The following is an 18,873-nucleotide window of genomic DNA, read 5'->3' on the forward strand; positions in this document are numbered from 1 at the left end:
CCGAGCCAGTATACCGATTTGGGCTTGGATACTTTCCCGGCGGCGCCGCGGGCGTCGCATCCCCTGGGGCGATCCCGTCCGGGGTCGGAGGGTCGGTACGGTCAGCCCTCAGCTCACCGCCTTCTTCACGAGCTCGCGGATCCGCTCCTCGGCGGCGGGGGTCAACTCCTTCAGGGCGTAGGCGGTCGGCCACATGGTGCCGTCGTCGAGGTTGGCCGAGTCGTTGAAGCCGAGGGTGGCGTACCGCGTCTTGAACTTGCCCGCGCTCTGGAAGAAGCAGACGACGCTGCCGTTCTTGGCGTATGCCGGCATCCCGTACCAGGTTCGTGGCGTGAGCTCCGGCGCGCTCTCCTTGATGATGGCGTGGATCCGCTCGGCCATGGAGCGATCCGGTTCGTCCATCTCGGCGATCTTCTCGAGCACGTCGCGCTCCCCGTCCGCCTTGCTGGCGCGCCTGCTGCGGCGTTGCTCCTTGGCGCGCTCCCGCATGGCGGCGCGTTCCTCCTCGGTGAACGTCTGAGCCTCCGCGTCGGTCGCGGCGGTGTTCTCGGCGTTCGTCCGTGAGTCGGCCATTGCAGGGCTCCTCTCTGCTGTCGCGAATCGGCTCGATACGTCCAGGTGATGGCGGTGGCCGCCGTGCCGGATACCGCGCGGCTACGCCTCGGCCACGATGCTCTGCAACTGATCCAGCATCATCTGCCAGCTATACCGCGCGCCACCGATCTCCTGCTTGGCTTCGGGTCGGAAGCCGCTCTGCTCCAGACGCAGCCGGGTGACGCCGCCCTCATCCTCCGTCAGCGTCCAGGAGACCACCGTCGAGTGCGGGACGCTGCCGACCCCCTCGGTCGACCAGGTATAGGCGAGCCGTCGCGGCGGATCCACCTCAATCACTTCGCAGTCGACGACGCCGTCCCAGCCGGGCGCGTCGCGGAACTGAAAGCGGTGCCCGACGACCGGCTGAAAGTCGTTGGTCTTGAAGAGCATCCACTTGGAGAGGGTCTCGGGATCGGTCAGCGCGTTCCAGACCCGCTCGATGGGTCTCTTCAGTTCGGTCTCCAGGACGACGGTCTCACTCATTCGTTGTTCTCCTCCACGAGTTCCTTCAGGCGGTCGAGCCGCTGCGTCCAGAACTGCTCGTAGAACGAAAGCCACTCCTGAATCTCACGAAGCGGAGCGGCGTTCAGGCGGTAGCGCGTCTCCCTTCCAACCTTACGGTCGATCACGAGCCCCGCTTCCTTGAGAATGGCCAGGTGCTTGGCGACGGCCGTGCGGCCCATCGGGAACTGGGCCGCGATCTCATGGAGGGGTAACTCATCGACCTCGGCCAGCATGCGGAGCATCCGGCGGCGAGTCGGATCGGCCACCGCACGGTAGACATCTCGCATGGGGCCAACGTCCTCCTTGTTCTGGCGCACATCCGACGCCATTGCCCAGCCCCCAAATATGACACCATTTGGTGGCCAATCACAGGATACGACACCAAATGGTGTCATGTCAAGCCCCAGTTCCCCGGCACGAGGGGATGGCGGCAAGCGGCTCAGGGCCTGCGCGTCGTCGGCGCGCCGCAGCGGCCCCCTTCCGTGGCAATCCCTGCCGCTACCCGAGGGGTGACGTGTCCGGTTTGGGTCTTCCGATTAGATGGCGCGGTGTGTCGAGCGGCTGCTGAAGCGCGGTGCGCACGCAGGGAGGGTAGAGGCGGACCTGATCGAGGTCGCCCAGAGGGAACCAGCGGAACTCGAGAACGTCGTTGCCCTCCTGCCCGGCGTGAACGGCCTCAGTATCGAGCAGGCGGCAACCGTCGGGGAGGTCGACGGCGAAGTAGAGCCCAATCTGATGGTGGGGCCGGTCGTTCATGGTGAAGAAGTCTTCGACGACCCAGAGGAGCCGACCGACCGTGACCTCGACGGCCAACTCCTCGCGCATCTCCCGGGTGAGGGCGTCGACTGCGGTCTCCAGGATCTCGCAGCGCCCGCCCGGCAGCGACCAGAAGTCGTCGCCCACCGCGCGATGCAGCAGGACCCGGCCGTCGTGCAGGCACACGCCGCCGACCCGATAGAGGAAGTGTGCCGGCCCGATATCGACGCTGATCATGCTCACGGTTCAGCGCTCCTCGATCGCTCCCCAGCCTTGTCCCCACCTGCCGGGTGGGTCATTCCTGGGCGCGCTCGATCGCGGCGCGGAGGTCGGTGAGGACACGCTGCTGGGTGTTGAGCACGTGCCCGACCATCTCGCGCAGGTGCTGGTTCATGTCGGCGGTGAGGTCGACGATCTCCGCGGCCAGCCGCAGCAGATCTTCCGGCTGGTCGGCCGGCGCAGCGGCGATCTGCTCCAGCAGCGCGGCCGTGCGCTCCTCGTACTGGGTCACCTTCACCCCGAAGACCCGGAGCATCTTGCGCGTCGGGTCGCGCGGCTGGCGCTCTTCCTGCATCGTGCACTCCCTTCCGTCGCGACGTCGCCCGCTCGGGCAGAGAAACCCATTCCCCATTGTAGGCTGAACGAATGGACCCGTGCTCATGCCGGCCTCCCGCACCTGACGCCCGTCGGCAGGCGCGAGGCATGGGTGTGGCCCGGCCGCTACCGGCGATAGGCGATGACCAGGCCGTCGTGGATCGGGATGAGGGTGGTGATCCATCGGGGGTCGGTCGTCAGCCGCCGGGTGGCCTCCCGCACCCCCTCCGTAGCCGGGGATCGGTCGGCGTCGTCGAAGATCCGCCCGCCCCAGAGCATGTTGTCGATGATCAGCACTCCGCCGGGACGGAGCTTCTCCTCGATGACGTCGAGCGAGGCGGGGTAGCCCTCCTTGTTGATGTCGTTGAAGATCAGGTCGAACGGTCCCTCGGTCTCCCGCAGCGTCTGCACCGCCTCGCCGACCCGGTAGCGCACGATATCGCCGTAGCCGAGGCGCTCCAGATGTCCACGCGCGCGCTGGGACAGCTCCTCATCCCAGACGACGTGGTAGACCTCGCCACCGCCGTTCTCCTGCACAGCGCGCGCGAACCAGGCGGTGGAGTAGCCGTAGCCCGATCCCAGCTCGAAGACCCGCCGCGCCCCGGCGATCCGCGCGATCTGGTAGCAGAGGTAGCCCGCCGGAGCGCCGACGATCGGGAACCGGTGCTCCGCCGCGTACGCCTCCATCGCCTGCATCTCCGGCGGGCGCTCCGGCACCAGCTTTTCGATATACGCCCTCAGCCGTACGCCCTCATCCATCCCGCTCATCACGCCCTCCTAACCGGCTGGCTGCTCCAACGGCGTAGCGCCGATTCTACGCGATTGGGAGTGGGGGCGCGGCTTTGCGCGAATCCTGTCACACATCCCGGAGGGCCATGCGATTATCACGCTGCTCGCAGACCGCGACGATCGCGTGGTAGCAACCACGAAGATCCGGCATCGTGGTTGGTGCCTGGGGATTTATCCCCGGGCACATGCCACGGCGTAGGAACATTCGCGCAACCGCCGTAGATCCGATGGATCCGCCAGACTCCCTACGACGATCGCCCTTCCCCACCCCGCCCCTCATAGAACGCCACCACGTTGCGGGCGGTGGTGAGGACGCGTTGACGGAGGGCTGGGGGGGCGAGGACCTCGACGGTGTCGCCGAAACCGAGCACGTAGCCGAGGGCGACTTCCTCCACATCGGCGACCAGGTGCACGGTCGACCAGCCGTCGGCGCCGGGCGGGTCGATCCGCTCGGCGCGCACGTAGCCCGCGCTGGCGCCGAGCCGGTGCAGCGCTTCGGGCGCGGCTCGGAGTGTGAACGGGTAGCGGGGCAGCTCGCGGACGAAGCGGGCGGTGGACTCGGTCCAGTAGGCGGCGAGGTCGAAGCCTTCGGGGCGTTCGCACGGCTCCTCCGTCACCTCGACGTCCTGCACGCGGGCGACGCGGTAGGTGCGGGGATGCCCTTCGACGGCGGCGACCAGGTACCAGAGGCTCCCCTTGGCGACGAGGCCGAGCGGGTCGACCACGCGCTCGACCGTCGTGCCGTCGCTCCGCCGGTAGACGATGCACGCCCGGCGATCGCGCCAGACGGCGTCCTGGAGGGCGGGCAGGCAGGGCGCGGGATCCTCACCCTGCCGCCAGCCGGAGGTATCGACCAGTAGCCGCTGGCGCGCTCTCTCCGCCTCGCGTCGCCGCATGGTGGGTAGCGCTGCCAGCAGTTTCAGCAGCGCCCCCTCGGCAGCCTCTCGGTAGCCAAGATCGGCCAGCGGGCGGGCGGGTTTGGTGAGGAAGAGGGCCTCGATCTCCAACCCGGTGAGGCCCGAGAGGTCGGTGCGGTAGTCGTCGGGCAGCACCCAGCCGCCCCGCGCGCCGCGCTCGGCGTAGACCGGCACCCCGGCCATGCTGAGTGCCTCCATGTCCCGCTGGATTGTGCGGGGCGAGACCTCCAGGCGCTCTGCTAGCTCGCGCGCGGTCATGCGCCGGTGGACTTGGAGCAGCAGCAAGATCGAGAGCAGCCGGTCCGCGCGCATTGGCCCTCCTCGCTCACGAAATCCGCTCGCCCGTCATCGAGCATCGTAGCGGGAAATATGACAGCAGGTGTCCAATATCGTGCCCTATGCTGGGTGTCGTCTGCAAGCCGGACCCATGCCGGGTCGAGTGACCGGGAGGATGGCGCATGAGCGAGCGGGTACCCAGCGCACGGCAGGATGAGCCGCGGGCCAGCCGGCCATGGATGAAAGGGTACGGCGTCCCGGCCGAGGCGGAGGGGATGCTCGACTGGACGTTCGCCGTGGAGCGGCTGGAGCGGGCCCGCAACTACTGGGTCACCACGGCCGCGCCGACGGGGCAGCCGCACGCGGTACCGGTCTGGGGTGCCTGGGTGGACGGCGCGGTCTACTTCTCCACGGCGCCGACGACGCGCACGGCGCGCAACCTGGCGACGAACCCGGCCGTCGCGGTGCACCTGGAGAGTGGCGACGAGGTGGTCGCGCTGGAGGGTGAAGCCCGGCCGGTGACGGCGATGGACGAAGCGACTTTCACCCGACTGGGCGACGCCCTCCGCGCGAAGTACGGCGAGGAGCCGCTCGACAGCCCCGAGGGGTTCTACGTCATGCGCCCGCGCGTCGCCTACGGCTGGACCCTCGCCGCGTTCCCCAACAGCGTCACCCGCTGGCAGTTCAACGGGGCGTAGGCTGACGCGCTGGGGAGTGGCCCTCACCCCCGACCCCTCTCCCAACGTTGGGAGAGGGGAGCTACTTGCGCGAGTCGGGTGATGCGCCGACCGGTGCCCGCCTCTCTGGGCAACCGGAACGCTACCCCGCCCTCGCGGGCTCGGGGAGGAAGCGGGCGGCGACTTCGTTGGCGAGGAGGAGGCCGCGGCGGGTGAGTCGGACGTGCTCGCCGTCCCAGTGCAGGAGGCTGGCAGCGGCCAGGTCGGAGAGCTGCCGGCCGTAGACCTCCTCCAGCTCCCGGCCGTGGCGGGCGGCGAAGGCGGTGGCGGAGACGCCCTCCTCGGGCAGCCGCAGGCCGAGCATCATCGTCTCGGCCATGGCGGTCGTCTCGTCCAGCTCCTCGCGCTCCTCGATGGGCAACCGGCCGTCGCGCACGGCGGCGATGTAGTGGGCCGGCAGGCGGATGTTACTGGAGCGGACGTTGTCGAGGTGGGCGTGCGCCCCGGCGCCGAGGCCGAGGTAATGCCCGTTGCGCCAGTAGAGCAGGTTGTGCCGTGAGCGGTGCTCCGGGGTGCGCGCCCAGTTGGAGATCTCGTAGTGGTACCAGCCGGCCGCGGCGAGCCGGTCGAGCGCGCGCTCGTACATGTCGGCGGTCGCGTCCTCGTCGGGCACGGTCAGGATGCCGCGCTGGACGGCCCGCTCGTAGGGCGTGCCCGGCTCGATGATCAGCGAGTAGAGCGACAGGTGGTCCGGCTGCCAGCGGAGGATACTGTCCAGGTCGTCCTCCCATTCGGCCATCGTCTGGCCGGGCCAGCCGAAGATGAAGTCGACACTGAAGTTGTCCACCCCGGCCGCTCGGGCCGCGGCCAGCGCCCGCTCCGGCACGTCGGGCTTGTGGGCGCGGCCGAGCACCTTCAGCCCCCGTGCCTGCTGGGTCTGCACCCCGAGGCTGATCCGGTTCACCCCCGCCTGGAGGAACCCGTCGAGCGTCGCGGCGTCGATCGTCTCCGGGTTGGCCTCGAGCGACACCTCGGCGTCGTCGGGCAGGGGGAAGCGCTCCCGTACCGCGTCGATCAGCCGCGCGATGAGCTCCGGCGGGAGGAGCGACGGCGTGCCGCCGCCGAAGAAGATCGACTGCGCCGGGCGGGGGCCGATCGCCGCCAGGGTCAGGTCCATCTCCCCGATCAGCGCCTCCACGTATTCCGGGATCAGGTGCTCCTGCCGCGCGTAGGTGTTGAAGTCGCAGTAGGGGCAGATGCGAGTGCAGAAGGGGATGTGGATGTAGACCCCGAGCGGGGCGTCGGCCGGGAGCGGCGCGGTCACGGCAGCGATGCTCTCCTTCGTCGGGCCTCGGGCCTTGGGCCGACTCGCTCTGACGTGCCGGCGCTGGAGCCCTATCCTATCAAGTATACTCGCCGCTTGGCGCCGTGCCCCGATAGCCCACTTCCCAGATGACCAGCCCAGCGCATCGGACACGACCGCGCATCGGGCTTGACAGGGATTTCAGTCTGATATAATCTGCATTCAGTATTTTCACCATCACGGCGGGAAGCCGTCGTCGGCGTGTCACGGCAGCCCCAGGCACCGGCCCGTGTGGTGCAGTGCAGGCGCCAAACTGCTGTGGTTGTCGCTCCCTTCACCGCCGCCACCACCGCCGACGCCAGCGTGACCAGTGCGCCGCCGGCATTTGAGCGGCAAATGAGGGGAGTAGGCGTGTGCTGGCATATGCCATCCGCCGCATCTTGATCGCGATTCCCACCCTGATCGGGATTACCCTGATTACCTTCCTGCTCGTCCGGGTCACGGGAGACCCCGCGCGCTTCGTGCTGGGGGACACCGCACCGCCGAGCGCGATCGAGGCGTTCCGCGCCGAGCACGGGCTAGACAAGCCGCTCCCCGTCCAGTTCGTGAACTACTTGGCCGGAGTTGCGCGCGGCGACCTCGGCACCTCACTGCGTTACCAACAGCCAGTCCTCACCCTCTTTGCAGAGCGCCTGCCGGCCACCATCCAACTCGGGCTGTCGGCCTACATCCTCGCGCTTCTCGTCGGCGTCAGCGTTGGGGTCTACTCAGCGCTGCGCGCTGGATCCCCGCTCGACAAGGTGATCCGGGTCTCGGTGCTGTTTGGGCAAGCCGTGCCCGGCTTTTATCTCGGCTTGGTCTTGATCATCGTGGTGGCCGTAGGGCTCGGCTGGTTGCCCACTGGTGGGCGCGGTGGGCTATCTCATCTCGTTCTTCCCACCATCACACTGGCCTCCTACCTCGTGGCCTTCTCCGTCCGATTCACGCGCTCGGTGATGTTAGACGTGCTCCACCACGACTACATCCGCACCGCGCGGGCGAAGGGGGTCGCCGAGGGGGCCGTTATCCGCCGGCACGCACTGCGCAACGCACTGATCCCACTGGTGACCGTCCTGGCCCTGCAGTCGAGTGTGGTCTTCTCGGGCGCCGTGGTTACTGAGACGGTTTTCTCCTGGCCCGGAATTGGGCGCTTCGCCTTGCAGGCTATCTCCACGCGCGACTTTCCGGTCATCCAGGGGACCGTGTTGATCCTCACCGCCTTTGTCGTCCTCGTGAATCTGATCGTTGATCTCGCCTACGCGTACCTGGATCCGCGGATTCGGTACTCGTAGCCGGTAGGGGAAGAGGGACGATGTCCGCTCTCTCGGAGTCGTTGCGTGCCGGGCGGGAGCCGGCGGTGCAGAGTGTCTGGGCTCGCCGATTCGGCGTGTTCTGGCGGAGTTGGGAGACCCGAATCAGTACCCTCTTGCTGCTGGTCATGATCGGGGTCGCCCTTGTGCCCACCAGTGTCTGGCCTGACACCGCGTTCGACAGCAATCTGACCCTGCGCCACCGCGAGCCGGGGCTACTGATGGGCACGACCGACTACTTGTTCGGCGCCGACGCGCTCGGGCGGGATGTCTTCTTCCGCATCCTCATGGGGACGAAGTTGACGCTCCTGATTGCTGGGCTAGCAACTCTGTTCGCCACGATCATCGGCAGTGCAGCCGGACTCTGCGCGGCCTACTTCCGGGGCTGGGTCGATATGGTCGTCTCTCGGCTCGTCGACATCATGCTTGCCTTCCCGATCCTGCTCCTGGTGCTGGCGCTCGTGGCTGCCCTGGGACAGAGCGTCAGCAGCGTGATCATCGTATTGGCGCTGTCGGGGTGGGCCGGCTACGCCCGTGTCATCCGCAGTGCCACGTTGAGCCTGGTTGAGCGAGAGTTCGTCGAGGCGGCGCGCTGCACTGGCGCACGCTCCGGCCACATCCTGCTGCGCCACCTGCTGCCCAACGTGGCCTCGCCGATCCTGGTGCTCTCTACGCTTAACCTCGCCTCGTTCATCCTCACCGAGTCGTCGGTCAGCTTCCTCGGGCTGGGCCCGCAGCCACCCGCCGTGACCTGGGGCGCGTTGATCGGGGACGGCCGCAACTACATGTACGACGCCTGGTGGGCCACGCTCTTCCCCGGCCTCGCCATCATCCTGACCGTACTGGCCTTCAACCTGGTCGGCGATGCGATGCGAGACGCATTCGATCCCCACACCCGCCAGTGAGGTAGGCACGACCAAGCATCGCGGCGGCATGCCGGAGGTCATGTGAAGGAGGTCGAACGGGCGGCGCATCGTTGTTGACGGAGAGTTTCGCGGACAGTGCGTGACGCTGGCCAACTGCCCGGCACGGGCGCTTGGAGAAAGAGGAGACGATGGGACAACACTGGAAGTGGCTACTCACAGGGATGTCGCGTCGCCGGTTCGTCGGCGGCGCATTGGCGGCGACGCTGCTGGCTGCCTGCGGCGGCGGCGAGAGCACGCCGACCGCGACCGGTGAGGGATCAGGCGGATCAGGCGGGGAGACTGCCCCCACGGCCACCGCTGCCGCTCCGACGGTGCCGGCGAACATCGACACCAGTGGGTCAACGAACGGCGGGCTCGTGCCGCCCAAGGCGCCTGAGTCGAACTTGCAGAGCACGAAGCAGCTCACCGTCGGGATGAGCCTTGACCCAACGACCCTGAATCCGGTCCTGACGACTACGGCCGCCTACCAGAGCATCTATGCGCAGATCCTTGAGCAATTGGTGATCTTCGGCCCCGACGGGGGATCAGTGAGCCCGTGGCTGGCCGAGTCGTTCGAGTGGGTCGACGACACCACGCTCGAACTGAGACTGCGTCAGGGCATCAGCTTCACCAACGGCGAGCCGTTCGACGCCGAATCGGTCAAGTTCTCGATCGATGCTTTCGCTGCAGCCAAGGCGTACGCGTTCATGATCCCGCCGGACGTATACAAGGAGACCGAGGTCGTCGACGAGTACACTGCCCGCGTTCACTTGAATCGGCCTTACGCCCCGTTCATCGGCTTCCTCGCGCGCGGGGGCGCGGCGTTGCCGCCGAAGTATTACGCCGAGGTCGGCGAGGACGCCTTTGGCCAGCAGCCGATCGGCACCGGCCCCTTCGTCCTGGCCGAATGGGTGAAGGACGATCACATCACGCTCAAGCGCAACGACGACTACTGGAACGGGCCGCATCCGGTGGCGACGGTCACCTACCGGGTCATTCCGGAAGACACGGCCCGGCTGGCCGCCCTGGAGACCGGGGAAATCGACCTCGCCATGCTCCTGCCGGTTTCCGCGCTGAACCGCCTCAACGCGAGCGATACGGTCGACGCGGTCACCCACCCGGGCCTGCGCAAGTTCGCGCTGCACTTCGATACCAAGACCGGGCCGGAGGCGCTCAAGGACAAGCGGGTCCGGATCGCGCTCAACCTGGCGGTCGACAAGCAGGCCATCGTAGACGGCATCTTCCAGGGCGCGGCCGACCCGATGGAGGGCCAATGGGAGGCGCGGCAGGAGTTCGGCTTCAACCCGAACATCTCGATGTTCCCCTACGATGTCGAGCAGGCCAAGGCGCTGCTGGCCGAAGCCGGCTATGCCGACGGCTTCGACCTGCAGGTGACCTACACGGTCGGCCGCTATCCCCAGGACAAGGAGCTGGGCGAGATCGTCTGCGACTACATCAAGCAGGTCGGGGTGAACGTAATCCAGCGACCGCTGGAGTATGGCACTTTCACGTCCTTGCGTCAGGAGGGCACGCTCGGCTCGCACCAGTGGGGTCTCCTGCTCCCTCCGGAGCCCTATTTCAACTACGGCAACTTCGTGCAAGGCTCGGCCTATGAGACGCACGACCTGGGCGATGAGTACAGCCGGCTGGTCGACGAGGCGTCCCGTCGGACGGACCTCGATGAGCAGCTCGCGCTGTACCACCAGGCCGCGCAGATCATGCACGACGACCCGCCGATGCTCTTCCTGGTTATCCCGCAGGATATTTACGGCGTCAGCAAGCGAGTCAGGGGGTTCCAGCCGCGGACGGACCAGGTGCTCTGGCTCTTCACCGTCGATGTCGACTAGTCGTCGGTGAGTCGTTCCCGTACGAGTCCGGCAGCGAGGTGCTGCCGGACGCACGGTGGTCACGAAGGGATGAACCCCGCATGAGTACGATCTCCGAGGAGGCAAGGGCGCTCCATGCGGACGCCATCGTCATCGACGGCTGCTCCTTCTTCAGCCAGGGGTGGCACGAGCGGCTGGCGATCGCCGGGGTCACCGCGCTGCAGATGACGGTGCCCTGGCCGGGAGATGACTTCCGGCGAGCCGTCCGCCGGTACCAACACTACTATCGCCTCGTCAACGAGGATGCCCGGCTCGGCTTGGTGACCAGTACCGAGGACATCCGGCAGTTCAAACGCGAGGGCCGTGTCGGCTTTATCCTCGGTTCCCAAGACGCCGATATTCTGGAAACGGATCCCGGGCTGGTGGAGGTCTACCACCGGCTCGGTGTCCGGGTGATTCAGATCTCGTACAACGAGCGGAACCTCCTGGCGGACGGCTGCTTGGAGCCGACCAACGCCGGCCTGTCGCGCTTCGGCAAGGCGGTCATCCGCGAGATGAACCGCGTCGGCATCCAGGTCGACCTCTCTCATGTCGGTGAGCGTAGCAGCTTGGAGGCGATGGACATCTCCACCAAGCCGTGCATCTTCTCCCACTCCAACCCGAAGGCGCGCGCCGATAATCCGCGCAATATCACCGATGAACAGATCCGCCGCTGCGCCGAGACCGGAGGGGTCATTGGCCTCTCTCCCTGGCCGCCGATCTGCTGGACCGGGGGACCAAACCCGCCGTCCCTTGACGACCTGATCGGCCACATCGAGTACGTGGTCGATCTGGTCGGGATCGACCACGTCGCCATTGGCACTGACTCCGAGGCGACACCCGGCGCCTACCCCAAGGAGCTGCGCACGAGCCTGGGAGCCACGTATGGCCCAGTCACAGGCCGTTTCCAGGAAACGCACCCTGGCGTGCGGCACACGGCCGGCTTCGAATCCATGGAGGGGTTCCCCAACCTGACCGCGGCGCTGCTGGAACGTGGCTGGCGCCCAGAGGATGTGCGCAAACTGCTGGGAGAGAACCTGCTTCGGGTCTACCGTGAGTCGTGGGGAGCGTAATGTCATGAACAAGACGGAGACACTGAGTCCGGAGCAGGCGGCCCGCCTCCACAAAGACGCGATCGTCATCGATGGTCTGAGCTTCTACTACGACGGCCCGACGCCGCGCCTGAACCCCGAGCTGATCACCGCTACCAACGTGACCGTGGCCGAGACCTACAACGACTTTGGTGCGGCGGTGGAGGAGATCCTGACGGTGCGGGCGGCCCTGGCTCGAGATCCAGGTGCTCGCCTGGTCGAGCGCGCGGCCGACATCGAGCAGGCCAAGCAGGACGGTGTGGTTGGCATCATCTTTGGCCTGCAAGCCAGCTTGCCAATCGGCACCGACCTGTCCCGGATCGGCAAGCTGTACGACCTGGGGGTTCGGATCATTCAGCTCACCTACAACGATCGCACCTGGACCGGGGACGGCTGCCTGGAGCCGGTCGACGGTGGCCTCAGCCGTTTTGGGCGTGAGTTCATTGAAGAGCTGGCCCGCGTCGGCGTCGCACTCGACCTCAGCCATGTCGGACGACGTACGAGTCTGGAGGCGATCGCGGCATCTCCGAAGCCGCCGATGTTTAGCCACGCCAACCCGGCCGCGTTAACCGACAACCCGCGTAACCTCACTGACGAGCAGATCAAAGCCATCGGGGAGCGCGGCGGCCTGATTGGCTGCTGCACCTGGGCCCCGCTGTGCTATAAGAACCGGGCTGGGGTTCAGCCGACCGTCGATGACTTCCTCGACCACGTCGACTATGTCGTCGACCTGATCGGCATCGACCACGTCGGCATCGCGACCGACTCTGCGTGCACCGCCAACACCGCTTGGGTGGCACAACACAGCCTCGAGTTCAACACTGCCTTCCCGGAGATTGCCTCGGGTTACTACGCGCACTTCAGTGATCGGACGGGGATCACCCAGCCAGTCGGGGTCGAGGGCGGTATTGCCGACCTTTCGCCGATCACGCAAGGGCTGGCCCGGCGGGGCTACCGTGAGGAGGATATCCGCAAGGTGATCGGGGGGAACTTCCTTCGCCACCTGCGTGAGGTCTGGGGCAGCTAAGCGGGATCGGAAGGAGCAAGCCGTGACGACGACCGACAATAAGGGATTCCATCCCACGATCGACGAGGATCTGCCCTACATCTTCATCGACTCCTGTATGCAGGCCTGGCCGGACGCCGACTACGCCAACGCCCACCGGCATGGTGTGACCGCCTACGCGGTGACCGCCTGGGATCCGCATGCGACGGTCGAGCAGGCGCTCGAAGGCGCCATGTTCTGGCACCTCATCGCTCGCAAGTACCCCAACACGCTGGTGGTCGAGCGGGTGGATGACATCCGGCGAGCCAAGCGTGAGGGCAAGGCCGCCTTCATCATGGCAGCCCAGGGGGGCGACTTCATCGAGAACAAGCTGCACCGCATCGAGGCGTTCTACCGCCTCGGCCTGCGGATGCTGATTCCGGCCTATAACCGCACGAACGCCATCTGCGACGGCTGCCTCGACCGGACCGACAGCGGCCTCACCCGCTTCGGTCAACTGGTCGTCGATGAGTGCAACCGGGTGGGCGTGCTGCTCGACTGCTCACACATCGGGCGCCGAGCCAGTCTCGAGATTATCGACCGGAGCAGCCAGCCAGTCGTCTTCAGTCACTCCAACGTCAAGGCGATTGTGGACAACCCACGCAACATCGACGACGAGCAGATCAAGTCCTGCGCGGCGAAGGGCGGCGTGATCGGCGTCGCCCCCTGGGGCCCACTGGTGCTCAAGGAGGGTAGCACCACGTGGCCAACGGTTGACGACCTCGTTGAGCACATCGAGTACATCGTGCAGTTGACCGGCTCGATCGACCATGTCGGCATCGGCACCGACATGAGCCTCGGCACCTACCCCTATCACGAGCATGACCCGTGGGGCGAGCCGGACTACCCGAACTACACTGCCCGCTACGACGAGCACATCACGTCTGACGTTCGCTCGCGGCTGCGTGGGATCGACGGGTTCAGCACCTACCCTGAAGTCCGCACCCTTATCGACCGCCTACTCGCGCGGGGTTACAGCGATGCCGACATCCGCAAGCTCCTCGGTGAGAACTACCTGCGCGTCTTCGAGCAGGTTTGGCGGTAGTCAGTCCTACGCAACCCCCTACAGAGCGGACCCAACTTGGGTCCGCTCCGCGTCCTGCTGAGGAATGCGCAGCGACGGATCAGCAGGTGTGCAACCACAGCCGAACTGCGGTAAGCTCTCGCGCAGGGAGAGCAGGTCGACGAACAGTGCCCCTATACCCGGTGTGCGCCTGGGATCCTTGGGTGCATCGCCGAGTACAAGTGTCCACCTAGTCAGGATGACGTCTCATGCCGAAACGCAGTGAGCCGGACGGCCCGGCGCCGCTCCGGATCGGTACGACCTTGAAAGCGCTGCGGGCCGCGCGCGGGTATACCTTGCAGCAGGTTGCCGCGGGTACGGGCCTCTCAGTCTCCTTTCTCAGCCTCCTCGAAAATGACAAGTCGGATGTCTCGCTGGCACGGCTCCAACGGATCGCCCACTTCTACGGCATTAGTGTCAGCGACATCATCGGGAACGAGCGCCGGGAGGTCCGCCGCGTCGTACGACTGGCGGAGGCGCCGCAACTCTTCAGCCCGAACGAGGGGGTCGTGGTCCGGGGGCTCGTTGTGGACCCGGAGCGGGGTATAGATCCCTGGTACAGCACGATGGAACCCGGCGCCGGCTATCGTGAGCCTGTCGTCCACGCCGGGGAGGAGTTCCGGCACGTCCTCGAGGGCCACATCCGCGTCTGGCTGGGTGATGAGGTCTATGACCTCTACCCGGGGGATACGATCTACCACCCCAGCGATATCCCTCACGTCTACGCGAACGTCGGCACGACTCGATCCGTCGTGATCGGGTGTTCCACACGGATTCCCATGAGCCAGCGAATACGACGATAGCAGGACGAACTGGCCGGCCTCCGCCCCCGTACGGTTCGTCCTGCCCGGCCCCGACTACTCCAGATCGACCGACAGGAAAGCCTCGGCGAGCGCCAGGCCGGCGGGGCGGCCGGCGTCTTCGGCCCACTGGCGTACCCGAGTGTGGAGGCCGCCGGGGAACGCGGATGCCTGGCTGGCGTGCTGTTCCAGGGCCGCGATCTTCCGGTCGAAGACCGGGGCGATATCGACGAAGGTGTCGGGCTGGTCGCTGCCGAAGAGGAGCGCGCGCCCGACGACGTGCGGCGCCAGTCCCGCCGCGACCTGCTCCGGGAAGAAGGTCGCCAGCCGGCAGGCGGGGAAGGCGGCGGCGAGCGTGGCCGCGCCGACGGCGCGGTGGTCCGGGTGCTGGCGGTAGCGGCGCGTCAGTGGGTCGTGGGTCACGATCAGATCTGGGCGGAAGCGCCGGATCTCGGCGGTTAGCCGGGCGCGGAGCTCCAGGGTGTCGAACACCTCGCCGTCGGTCAGGCGCAGGAAGGTGACGTCGATCACCCCGAGCGCGCGGGCGGCCGCTTCCTGCTCGGCCTCGCGCATGCGGCTGAAGGCCACCGGGTCGAGGCTGGGGTCGGGCATGCCCTTGTCGCCGGAGGTGACGACGACGTAAGCGACGGTTGCGCCCGCCGCGGTCCAGCGCGCGACCGTCCCGCCGCAGAAGAAGTCAGGGTCGTCCGGGTGCGCCCCGACGATCAAGACCCGGGTGGCGTCAGGCAGATCGGCCATTCGTCTCCCCCTCCCACTCTTGCTTCGTGGCATCCCGGTTCTCACTGTACTGCGGCCCGATATCGCGGACCAGGGGGAGCACAGAAGCGACGACGTCCTTGCCGGTCCCCTGTGCTCCCGTCGTGCAGGGACGACAGGGGCCGGAAAATTGCCGACCCTTCTCCCCGATGTCTATGGTCTGATCACGGCTGCGCGGCGGCGTACATTCTGCGACAATACGCCGCCGGGTCGAGGAGAGGAAACTGGCATGGGGGCACGACCAGGCGCAGCAGTGGTCACAACCGAGCCGGTGGACACGGGCCGGCGGGTGCTGCTGGGCGCGAACGCGATCCTGGCCCTGCTGGCCGCGGTGAAGCTGGCCGCACACCTGGCGGTCGCGGGGAACTACGGCTACTTCCGGGACGAGCTCTACTACATCGCTGCAGGGCGGCATCTTGCCTTCGGGTACGTCGAGTTCCCGCCGCTCATCGCTCTGGTCGCGGCGCTGGTCCGGGGCACGGTGGGTGACTCGCTGGTGGCGCTCCATGTCGTGCCGGCGCTGGCCGGGACCGCGCTGGTGGTGGTGACCGGGCTGATCGCGCGGGAGCTGGGTGGCGGGCGCTTCGCGCAGGGATTGGCAGCGCTGGGCACGCTGGTCGCCACGGTCATACTGGCCATGGGCTCGCTCTTCTCGATGGACCCGTTCGATCAGCTCTGGTGGGGGCTGGCGGCCTACGTCCTGGTGCGGTTGATCAAGGAAGAGCGGCCGCGACTATGGCTCCTGCTCGGATTGGTGGCCGGCATCGGGTTGGCGACCAAGATCACCATCGCCGCCTTCGGCTTCGCGCTCGTGGTTGGGCTGCTGCTCACGCCTGCCCGCCGCTTCCTCTTTACGCGCTGGCTCTGGCTGGGCGGGCTGGTGGCACTCGCCTTCGTGCTTCCCTACATCATCTGGAACGCGGCCAACGGCTGGCCGACGATCGAGTTCTGGGGCAACTACGGCGGCAAGCTGACCGAGAGCTCGCCGGTCGGTTTCCTGCTGGAGCAGATCCTCACGATGAATCCCATGACGCTGCCGCTGTGGCTTGCCGGGCTCGCCTTTTTCCTGCGCGCTGCGCAGGGCCGTCCCTACCGCGCGCTCGGGCTGGCCTTCCTCATTCTCCTCGTACTGTTTGCCCTCACCGGCGCCAAGTCGTACTTCCTGGCACCGGCCTACCCGATGCTCTTCGCCGGGGGCGCGGTGGCGATCGAGCGGGCAACGCGGCGCGGGGCCATGCGCAGCATCCGCGTCGCCTACCCGGCCCTGCTGTTCCTCAGCGGGGTGCTGACGGCTCCCGTTGCCCTGCCGATCCTCGCGCCGGATACCTGGGTCCGCTACTACGGCTTCGTGACCGGGGCGACAGCGCAGGAGCAGGTGCATGAGGGCGGGGCATTGCCCCAGTGGCTCGGTGACCGGTTCGGCTGGGAGGCGATGGTGGAGACGGTCGCGGGCGTCTACCAGGGGCTGCCGGCCGAGGAGCGCGCCCGTGCCTGCATCTTTACCGCGAACTACGGCGAGGCCGGGGCCATTGACTTCTTCGGCCCGGCGCACGGGCTGCCGCGCGCGATCAGCGGGCACAATAGCTACTACCTGTGGGGGCCGGGCGACTGCACGGGCGAGGTCGTCATCTCGGTCGGCTACACGCCCGCGGATCTGGATGCGCTCTTCGACGACGTGACCCAGGCTGCGACGGTGACCTGCGAGGACTGCATGCCGGAGGAGGCCAACGTGCCAATCCTGGTCGCCCGTGGGCTGCGTGGGTCGATGGCCGAGATCTGGCCGCAGGCGAAGCACTTCAACTGAGCGGCGCCCCATCCTGCCCTCCCACGGGCGCACCACGCGGTGGAGGCATGTCATGCCATCCGGGCTCGTCCGCACCAAGCCGCGCGGCCTCGTGAAGCGCCTGTTGCGCTTTCCCGTCGTGCTGTACGAGCGTGACCTCGGCTGGCTCCTGGGCCACCGCTTTCTGCTGCTGACCCATCACGGGCGGACGAGCGGGCGAACGTACCGGACGGTGCTGGAAGTCCTCCAGTTCGACCCGGCGACGCGGGAGAGCATCGTCGTCTCGGCCTGGGGGCGGCGTGCCGACTGGTTCCGCAACGTGCAGGCCGGGGGCGCGGTGGAGGTGCGGACCGGGCGGCTCCGCTACGTGCCGGCCCACCGGGTGCTGTCTCGCGAGGAGGCGGAGGCGTTCTTCGCTCGCTGGGAAAAGGAGCACCCGCTGGAGGCACGCATTCTCCCCTATTTGCTCGGCCTGGACACACGCGGCCCAGCCGCGCGGCAGCAGGCCCTCGACACCGTCCCCTTCGTCGCCTTCCGCCCGCGGGACGCCGGGGAGGATGACCGATCGGACGGCTGAGGACGGACCTCCCGGGCTACCACTGTTCCAACACGGCCGGGTCGAACTCCTCCAGCGAGGGGAGGGTGAGGTCGGCCCGGCGCAGCACGTCCGGGTCGGGCGGGTAACCCCGGTTCGGGACGGCGATGACACGCAGGCCCGCGGCGAGCGCCGCGGCGATCCCGGCGGTCGAATCCTCGAAGGCCACCGCCTGCTCGGGCGCGACGCCCAGGCGCTCGCAGGCGAGGAGGTAGACGTCGGGCGCGGGCTTCCCGTGCGCGACTTCATCCGACGAAGTGACCGACTGGAAGCACTCGGCCACGCCCATTTCCGCCAGGACGAAGCGGATGAGCACGGGCGGCGACGAGGAGGCGACCGCCAGCGGGTAGCGGTCGGCCAGGGCTCGCACTGCCGGGACCGCACCGGGCAGCAGCGGCAGACGATCGTGGTAGAGCTCCTGCATCCGGGCGATGACCGCGGCCGCGATCTCCTCCTCGGTGAGCGGGATGTCGAACGCCTCGCGGATGTAGCGCGACCACTGGCGGGTATTGGCGCCCATCACCGCCTGCTGGGCGTCTTCGCCCCATGTTCCGCCATAGCGGGCGACGAACTCCCGGCGGGCCTGCTCCCAGTACTCCTCAGACTCGATGAGCAGCCCATCGAGGTCGAACACTATGCCTTTGACACCCTCGGTCACGGCTCGCTCCCGTCCATGTGCCTCCCACGTCGACGCACGGCTGCCCGGCCCGCCGCGCACATCCCGCGCCGCGAGCGGAGCAATGATTTACATAGGTATCGTGTATGCGGGAACCCCTGTGGCAGTACAACCGGGCACCTTCGCCCGTCCCCGCGGGAGTGGCCCTCACCCCCGCCCCCTCTTCCAACATGGAGTTTGACGAATGACCGTGATATACCGGAGCCGACCCCGTTGCCCGTTCGCTGTCATCCTTCGCTCCGCCGGCCGGTGCGCCTGCGCCGGGCGGCGTCGCCGTCCGAGCCGAAGGATCTCGCGTCGGCTCAGTCACGCACCGGAGCGATCCTGCGCTGCGCCGGGGCCGGCTGGCCGCCGTCCCTGGCGCAGCGCAGGATGACACGCGGGGAGTCGCGAGCGGCTGGCGGGTTTACTGAGTTAGTTCGTCAAACCCCACGTTGGGAGAGGGGAGCCAGGCCAGGGGCAAGGCGGAGCTGTGTCCGGCATCGGCGCTCCTCGTGTGTCGCTCCGATGCGTC

20 protein-coding genes are annotated in these 18,873 nt (G+C 67.5%); 10 read left to right on the top strand and 10 right to left on the bottom strand.

Annotation, left to right across the window (positions count from 1 at the left end; all coding sequences use genetic code 11):
* Positions 1 to 108: 108 nt before the first annotated feature.
* The 7 genes from IRZ30_RS00675 to IRZ30_RS00705 all read right to left on the bottom strand — a co-directional run bounded on the left by IRZ30_RS00675 (position 109) and on the right by IRZ30_RS00705 (position 4,466).
* Positions 109 to 573: an iron chaperone gene (locus IRZ30_RS00675; protein WP_273032124.1), complete on the bottom strand. Its 465-nt coding sequence runs from the start codon at positions 571 to 573 to the stop codon at positions 109 to 111.
* An 81-nt stretch (positions 574 to 654) separates the two neighbouring features.
* Positions 655 to 1,077: an SRPBCC domain-containing protein gene (locus IRZ30_RS00680; protein ID WP_294081873.1), complete on the bottom strand. Its 423-nt coding sequence runs from the start codon at positions 1,075 to 1,077 to the stop codon at positions 655 to 657.
* Positions 1,074 to 1,385 (bottom strand): metalloregulator ArsR/SmtB family transcription factor, encoded by a 312-nt coding sequence (locus IRZ30_RS00685; protein ID WP_294081875.1) that lies wholly within the window; start codon positions 1,383 to 1,385, stop codon positions 1,074 to 1,076. The genes IRZ30_RS00680 and IRZ30_RS00685 overlap by 4 nt, the downstream gene beginning before the upstream one ends.
* Before the next feature lie 211 nt (positions 1,386 to 1,596).
* Positions 1,597 to 2,091, bottom strand: coding sequence for an NUDIX hydrolase (locus IRZ30_RS00690; protein WP_294081906.1), 495 nt, complete (start codon positions 2,089 to 2,091; stop codon positions 1,597 to 1,599).
* Between the two features lie 58 nt (positions 2,092 to 2,149).
* The gene (locus IRZ30_RS00695) at positions 2,150 to 2,428 is read right to left on the bottom strand and encodes a hypothetical protein (RefSeq protein WP_294081878.1); all 279 of its coding nucleotides are present in this window, start codon (positions 2,426 to 2,428) and stop codon (positions 2,150 to 2,152) included.
* A gap of 146 nt (positions 2,429 to 2,574) precedes the next feature.
* The gene (locus IRZ30_RS00700) at positions 2,575 to 3,216 is read right to left on the bottom strand and encodes an O-methyltransferase (RefSeq protein WP_294081880.1); all 642 of its coding nucleotides are present in this window, start codon (positions 3,214 to 3,216) and stop codon (positions 2,575 to 2,577) included.
* A gap of 266 nt (positions 3,217 to 3,482) precedes the next feature.
* A complete protein-coding gene (locus IRZ30_RS00705; protein ID WP_294081882.1) occupies positions 3,483 to 4,466 on the bottom strand; it encodes a YafY family protein in 984 nt (327 codons plus the stop codon).
* 146 nt (positions 4,467 to 4,612) lie between these two features.
* On the opposite strand from IRZ30_RS00705, the gene IRZ30_RS00710 reads away from it, so the two are divergent.
* Complete coding sequence (locus IRZ30_RS00710; protein WP_294081884.1) at positions 4,613 to 5,128, top strand: pyridoxamine 5'-phosphate oxidase family protein; 516 nt, start codon at positions 4,613 to 4,615, stop codon at positions 5,126 to 5,128.
* A 121-nt stretch (positions 5,129 to 5,249) separates the two neighbouring features.
* On the opposite strand, the gene hemW is transcribed toward IRZ30_RS00710, so the two are convergent.
* Positions 5,250 to 6,431, bottom strand: a complete 1,182-nt coding sequence (hemW, locus tag IRZ30_RS00715; RefSeq protein ID WP_294081886.1) for a radical SAM family heme chaperone HemW — start codon at positions 6,429 to 6,431, stop codon at positions 5,250 to 5,252.
* A gap of 392 nt (positions 6,432 to 6,823) precedes the next feature.
* On the opposite strand from hemW, the gene IRZ30_RS00720 reads away from it, so the two are divergent.
* The 7 genes from IRZ30_RS00720 (at position 6,824) to IRZ30_RS00750 (ending at position 14,531) form a co-directional block, all read left to right on the top strand.
* Positions 6,824 to 7,741, top strand: a complete 918-nt coding sequence (locus IRZ30_RS00720; RefSeq protein WP_294081887.1) for an ABC transporter permease — start codon at positions 6,824 to 6,826, stop codon at positions 7,739 to 7,741.
* Between the two features lie 20 nt (positions 7,742 to 7,761).
* Complete coding sequence (locus tag IRZ30_RS00725; RefSeq protein WP_294081888.1) at positions 7,762 to 8,664, top strand: ABC transporter permease; 903 nt, start codon at positions 7,762 to 7,764, stop codon at positions 8,662 to 8,664.
* A 149-nt stretch (positions 8,665 to 8,813) separates the two neighbouring features.
* Entirely contained in the window at positions 8,814 to 10,511 is a 1,698-nt protein-coding gene (locus IRZ30_RS00730; RefSeq protein WP_294081889.1) for an ABC transporter substrate-binding protein, read from the top strand.
* Positions 10,512 to 10,591: 80 nt separating this feature from the next.
* Positions 10,592 to 11,602, top strand: a complete 1,011-nt coding sequence (locus IRZ30_RS00735; RefSeq protein ID WP_294081890.1) for a dipeptidase — start codon at positions 10,592 to 10,594, stop codon at positions 11,600 to 11,602.
* A gap of 4 nt (positions 11,603 to 11,606) precedes the next feature.
* On the top strand, positions 11,607 to 12,647 hold the full coding sequence (locus tag IRZ30_RS00740) for a membrane dipeptidase (protein ID WP_294081891.1): 1,041 nt from the start codon (positions 11,607 to 11,609) through the stop codon (positions 12,645 to 12,647).
* Positions 12,648 to 12,669: 22 nt separating this feature from the next.
* Positions 12,670 to 13,710 carry a membrane dipeptidase gene (locus IRZ30_RS00745; RefSeq protein ID WP_294081892.1) on the top strand — a complete coding sequence of 347 codons (1,041 nt, stop codon included), beginning with the start codon at positions 12,670 to 12,672 and terminating at the stop codon, positions 13,708 to 13,710.
* Between the two features lie 227 nt (positions 13,711 to 13,937).
* Entirely contained in the window at positions 13,938 to 14,531 is a 594-nt protein-coding gene (locus IRZ30_RS00750) for a cupin domain-containing protein (RefSeq protein WP_294081893.1), read from the top strand.
* Positions 14,532 to 14,585: 54 nt separating this feature from the next.
* On the opposite strand, the gene IRZ30_RS00755 is transcribed toward IRZ30_RS00750, so the two are convergent.
* Positions 14,586 to 15,287 (bottom strand): PIG-L deacetylase family protein, encoded by a 702-nt coding sequence (locus IRZ30_RS00755; protein ID WP_294081894.1) that lies wholly within the window; start codon positions 15,285 to 15,287, stop codon positions 14,586 to 14,588.
* A gap of 247 nt (positions 15,288 to 15,534) precedes the next feature.
* Between IRZ30_RS00755 and IRZ30_RS00760 the strand changes: the two genes are divergently transcribed.
* Together IRZ30_RS00760 and IRZ30_RS00765 are read left to right on the top strand one after the other, a co-directional pair.
* A complete protein-coding gene (locus tag IRZ30_RS00760; RefSeq protein WP_294081895.1) occupies positions 15,535 to 17,109 on the top strand; it encodes a glycosyltransferase family 39 protein in 1,575 nt (524 codons plus the stop codon).
* Between the two features lie 52 nt (positions 17,110 to 17,161).
* Entirely contained in the window at positions 17,162 to 17,665 is a 504-nt protein-coding gene (locus IRZ30_RS00765; protein ID WP_294081896.1) for a nitroreductase family deazaflavin-dependent oxidoreductase, read from the top strand.
* Between the two features lie 16 nt (positions 17,666 to 17,681).
* On the opposite strand, the gene IRZ30_RS00770 is transcribed toward IRZ30_RS00765, so the two are convergent.
* Positions 17,682 to 18,341 carry an HAD family phosphatase gene (locus IRZ30_RS00770; RefSeq protein ID WP_294081897.1) on the bottom strand — a complete coding sequence of 220 codons (660 nt, stop codon included), beginning with the start codon at positions 18,339 to 18,341 and terminating at the stop codon, positions 17,682 to 17,684.
* Positions 18,342 to 18,873 lie beyond the last annotated feature (532 nt).

The organism is Sphaerobacter sp. (assembly GCF_019683595.1).
Lineage (GTDB): Bacteria > Chloroflexota > Chloroflexia > Thermomicrobiales > Thermomicrobiaceae > Sphaerobacter.

Bases quoted from the DNA above. Each gene is read 5' to 3' on its own strand.
- IRZ30_RS00730 (WP_294081889.1), top strand. From the start codon at position 8,814: ATGGGACAACACTGGAAGTGGCTACTCACAGGGATGTCGCGTCGCCGG.
- IRZ30_RS00675 (WP_273032124.1), bottom strand. From the start codon at position 573: ATGGCCGACTCACGGACGAACGCCGAGAACACCGCCGCGACCGACGCG.
- IRZ30_RS00685 (WP_294081875.1), bottom strand. From the start codon at position 1,385: ATGCGAGATGTCTACCGTGCGGTGGCCGATCCGACTCGCCGCCGGATG.
- IRZ30_RS00740 (WP_294081891.1), top strand. From the start codon at position 11,607: ATGAACAAGACGGAGACACTGAGTCCGGAGCAGGCGGCCCGCCTCCAC.
- IRZ30_RS00710 (WP_294081884.1), top strand. From the start codon at position 4,613: ATGAGCGAGCGGGTACCCAGCGCACGGCAGGATGAGCCGCGGGCCAGC.
- IRZ30_RS00680 (WP_294081873.1), bottom strand. From the start codon at position 1,077: ATGAGTGAGACCGTCGTCCTGGAGACCGAACTGAAGAGACCCATCGAG.
- IRZ30_RS00765 (WP_294081896.1), top strand. From the start codon at position 17,162: ATGCCATCCGGGCTCGTCCGCACCAAGCCGCGCGGCCTCGTGAAGCGC.
- IRZ30_RS00760 (WP_294081895.1), top strand. From the start codon at position 15,535: ATGGGGGCACGACCAGGCGCAGCAGTGGTCACAACCGAGCCGGTGGAC.
- IRZ30_RS00725 (WP_294081888.1), top strand. From the start codon at position 7,762: ATGTCCGCTCTCTCGGAGTCGTTGCGTGCCGGGCGGGAGCCGGCGGTG.
- IRZ30_RS00755 (WP_294081894.1), bottom strand. From the start codon at position 15,287: ATGGCCGATCTGCCTGACGCCACCCGGGTCTTGATCGTCGGGGCGCAC.
- IRZ30_RS00705 (WP_294081882.1), bottom strand. From the start codon at position 4,466: ATGCGCGCGGACCGGCTGCTCTCGATCTTGCTGCTGCTCCAAGTCCAC.
- IRZ30_RS00695 (WP_294081878.1), bottom strand. From the start codon at position 2,428: ATGCAGGAAGAGCGCCAGCCGCGCGACCCGACGCGCAAGATGCTCCGG.
- IRZ30_RS00735 (WP_294081890.1), top strand. From the start codon at position 10,592: ATGAGTACGATCTCCGAGGAGGCAAGGGCGCTCCATGCGGACGCCATC.
- IRZ30_RS00690 (WP_294081906.1), bottom strand. From the start codon at position 2,091: ATGATCAGCGTCGATATCGGGCCGGCACACTTCCTCTATCGGGTCGGC.
- IRZ30_RS00700 (WP_294081880.1), bottom strand. From the start codon at position 3,216: ATGAGCGGGATGGATGAGGGCGTACGGCTGAGGGCGTATATCGAAAAG.
- IRZ30_RS00750 (WP_294081893.1), top strand. From the start codon at position 13,938: ATGCCGAAACGCAGTGAGCCGGACGGCCCGGCGCCGCTCCGGATCGGT.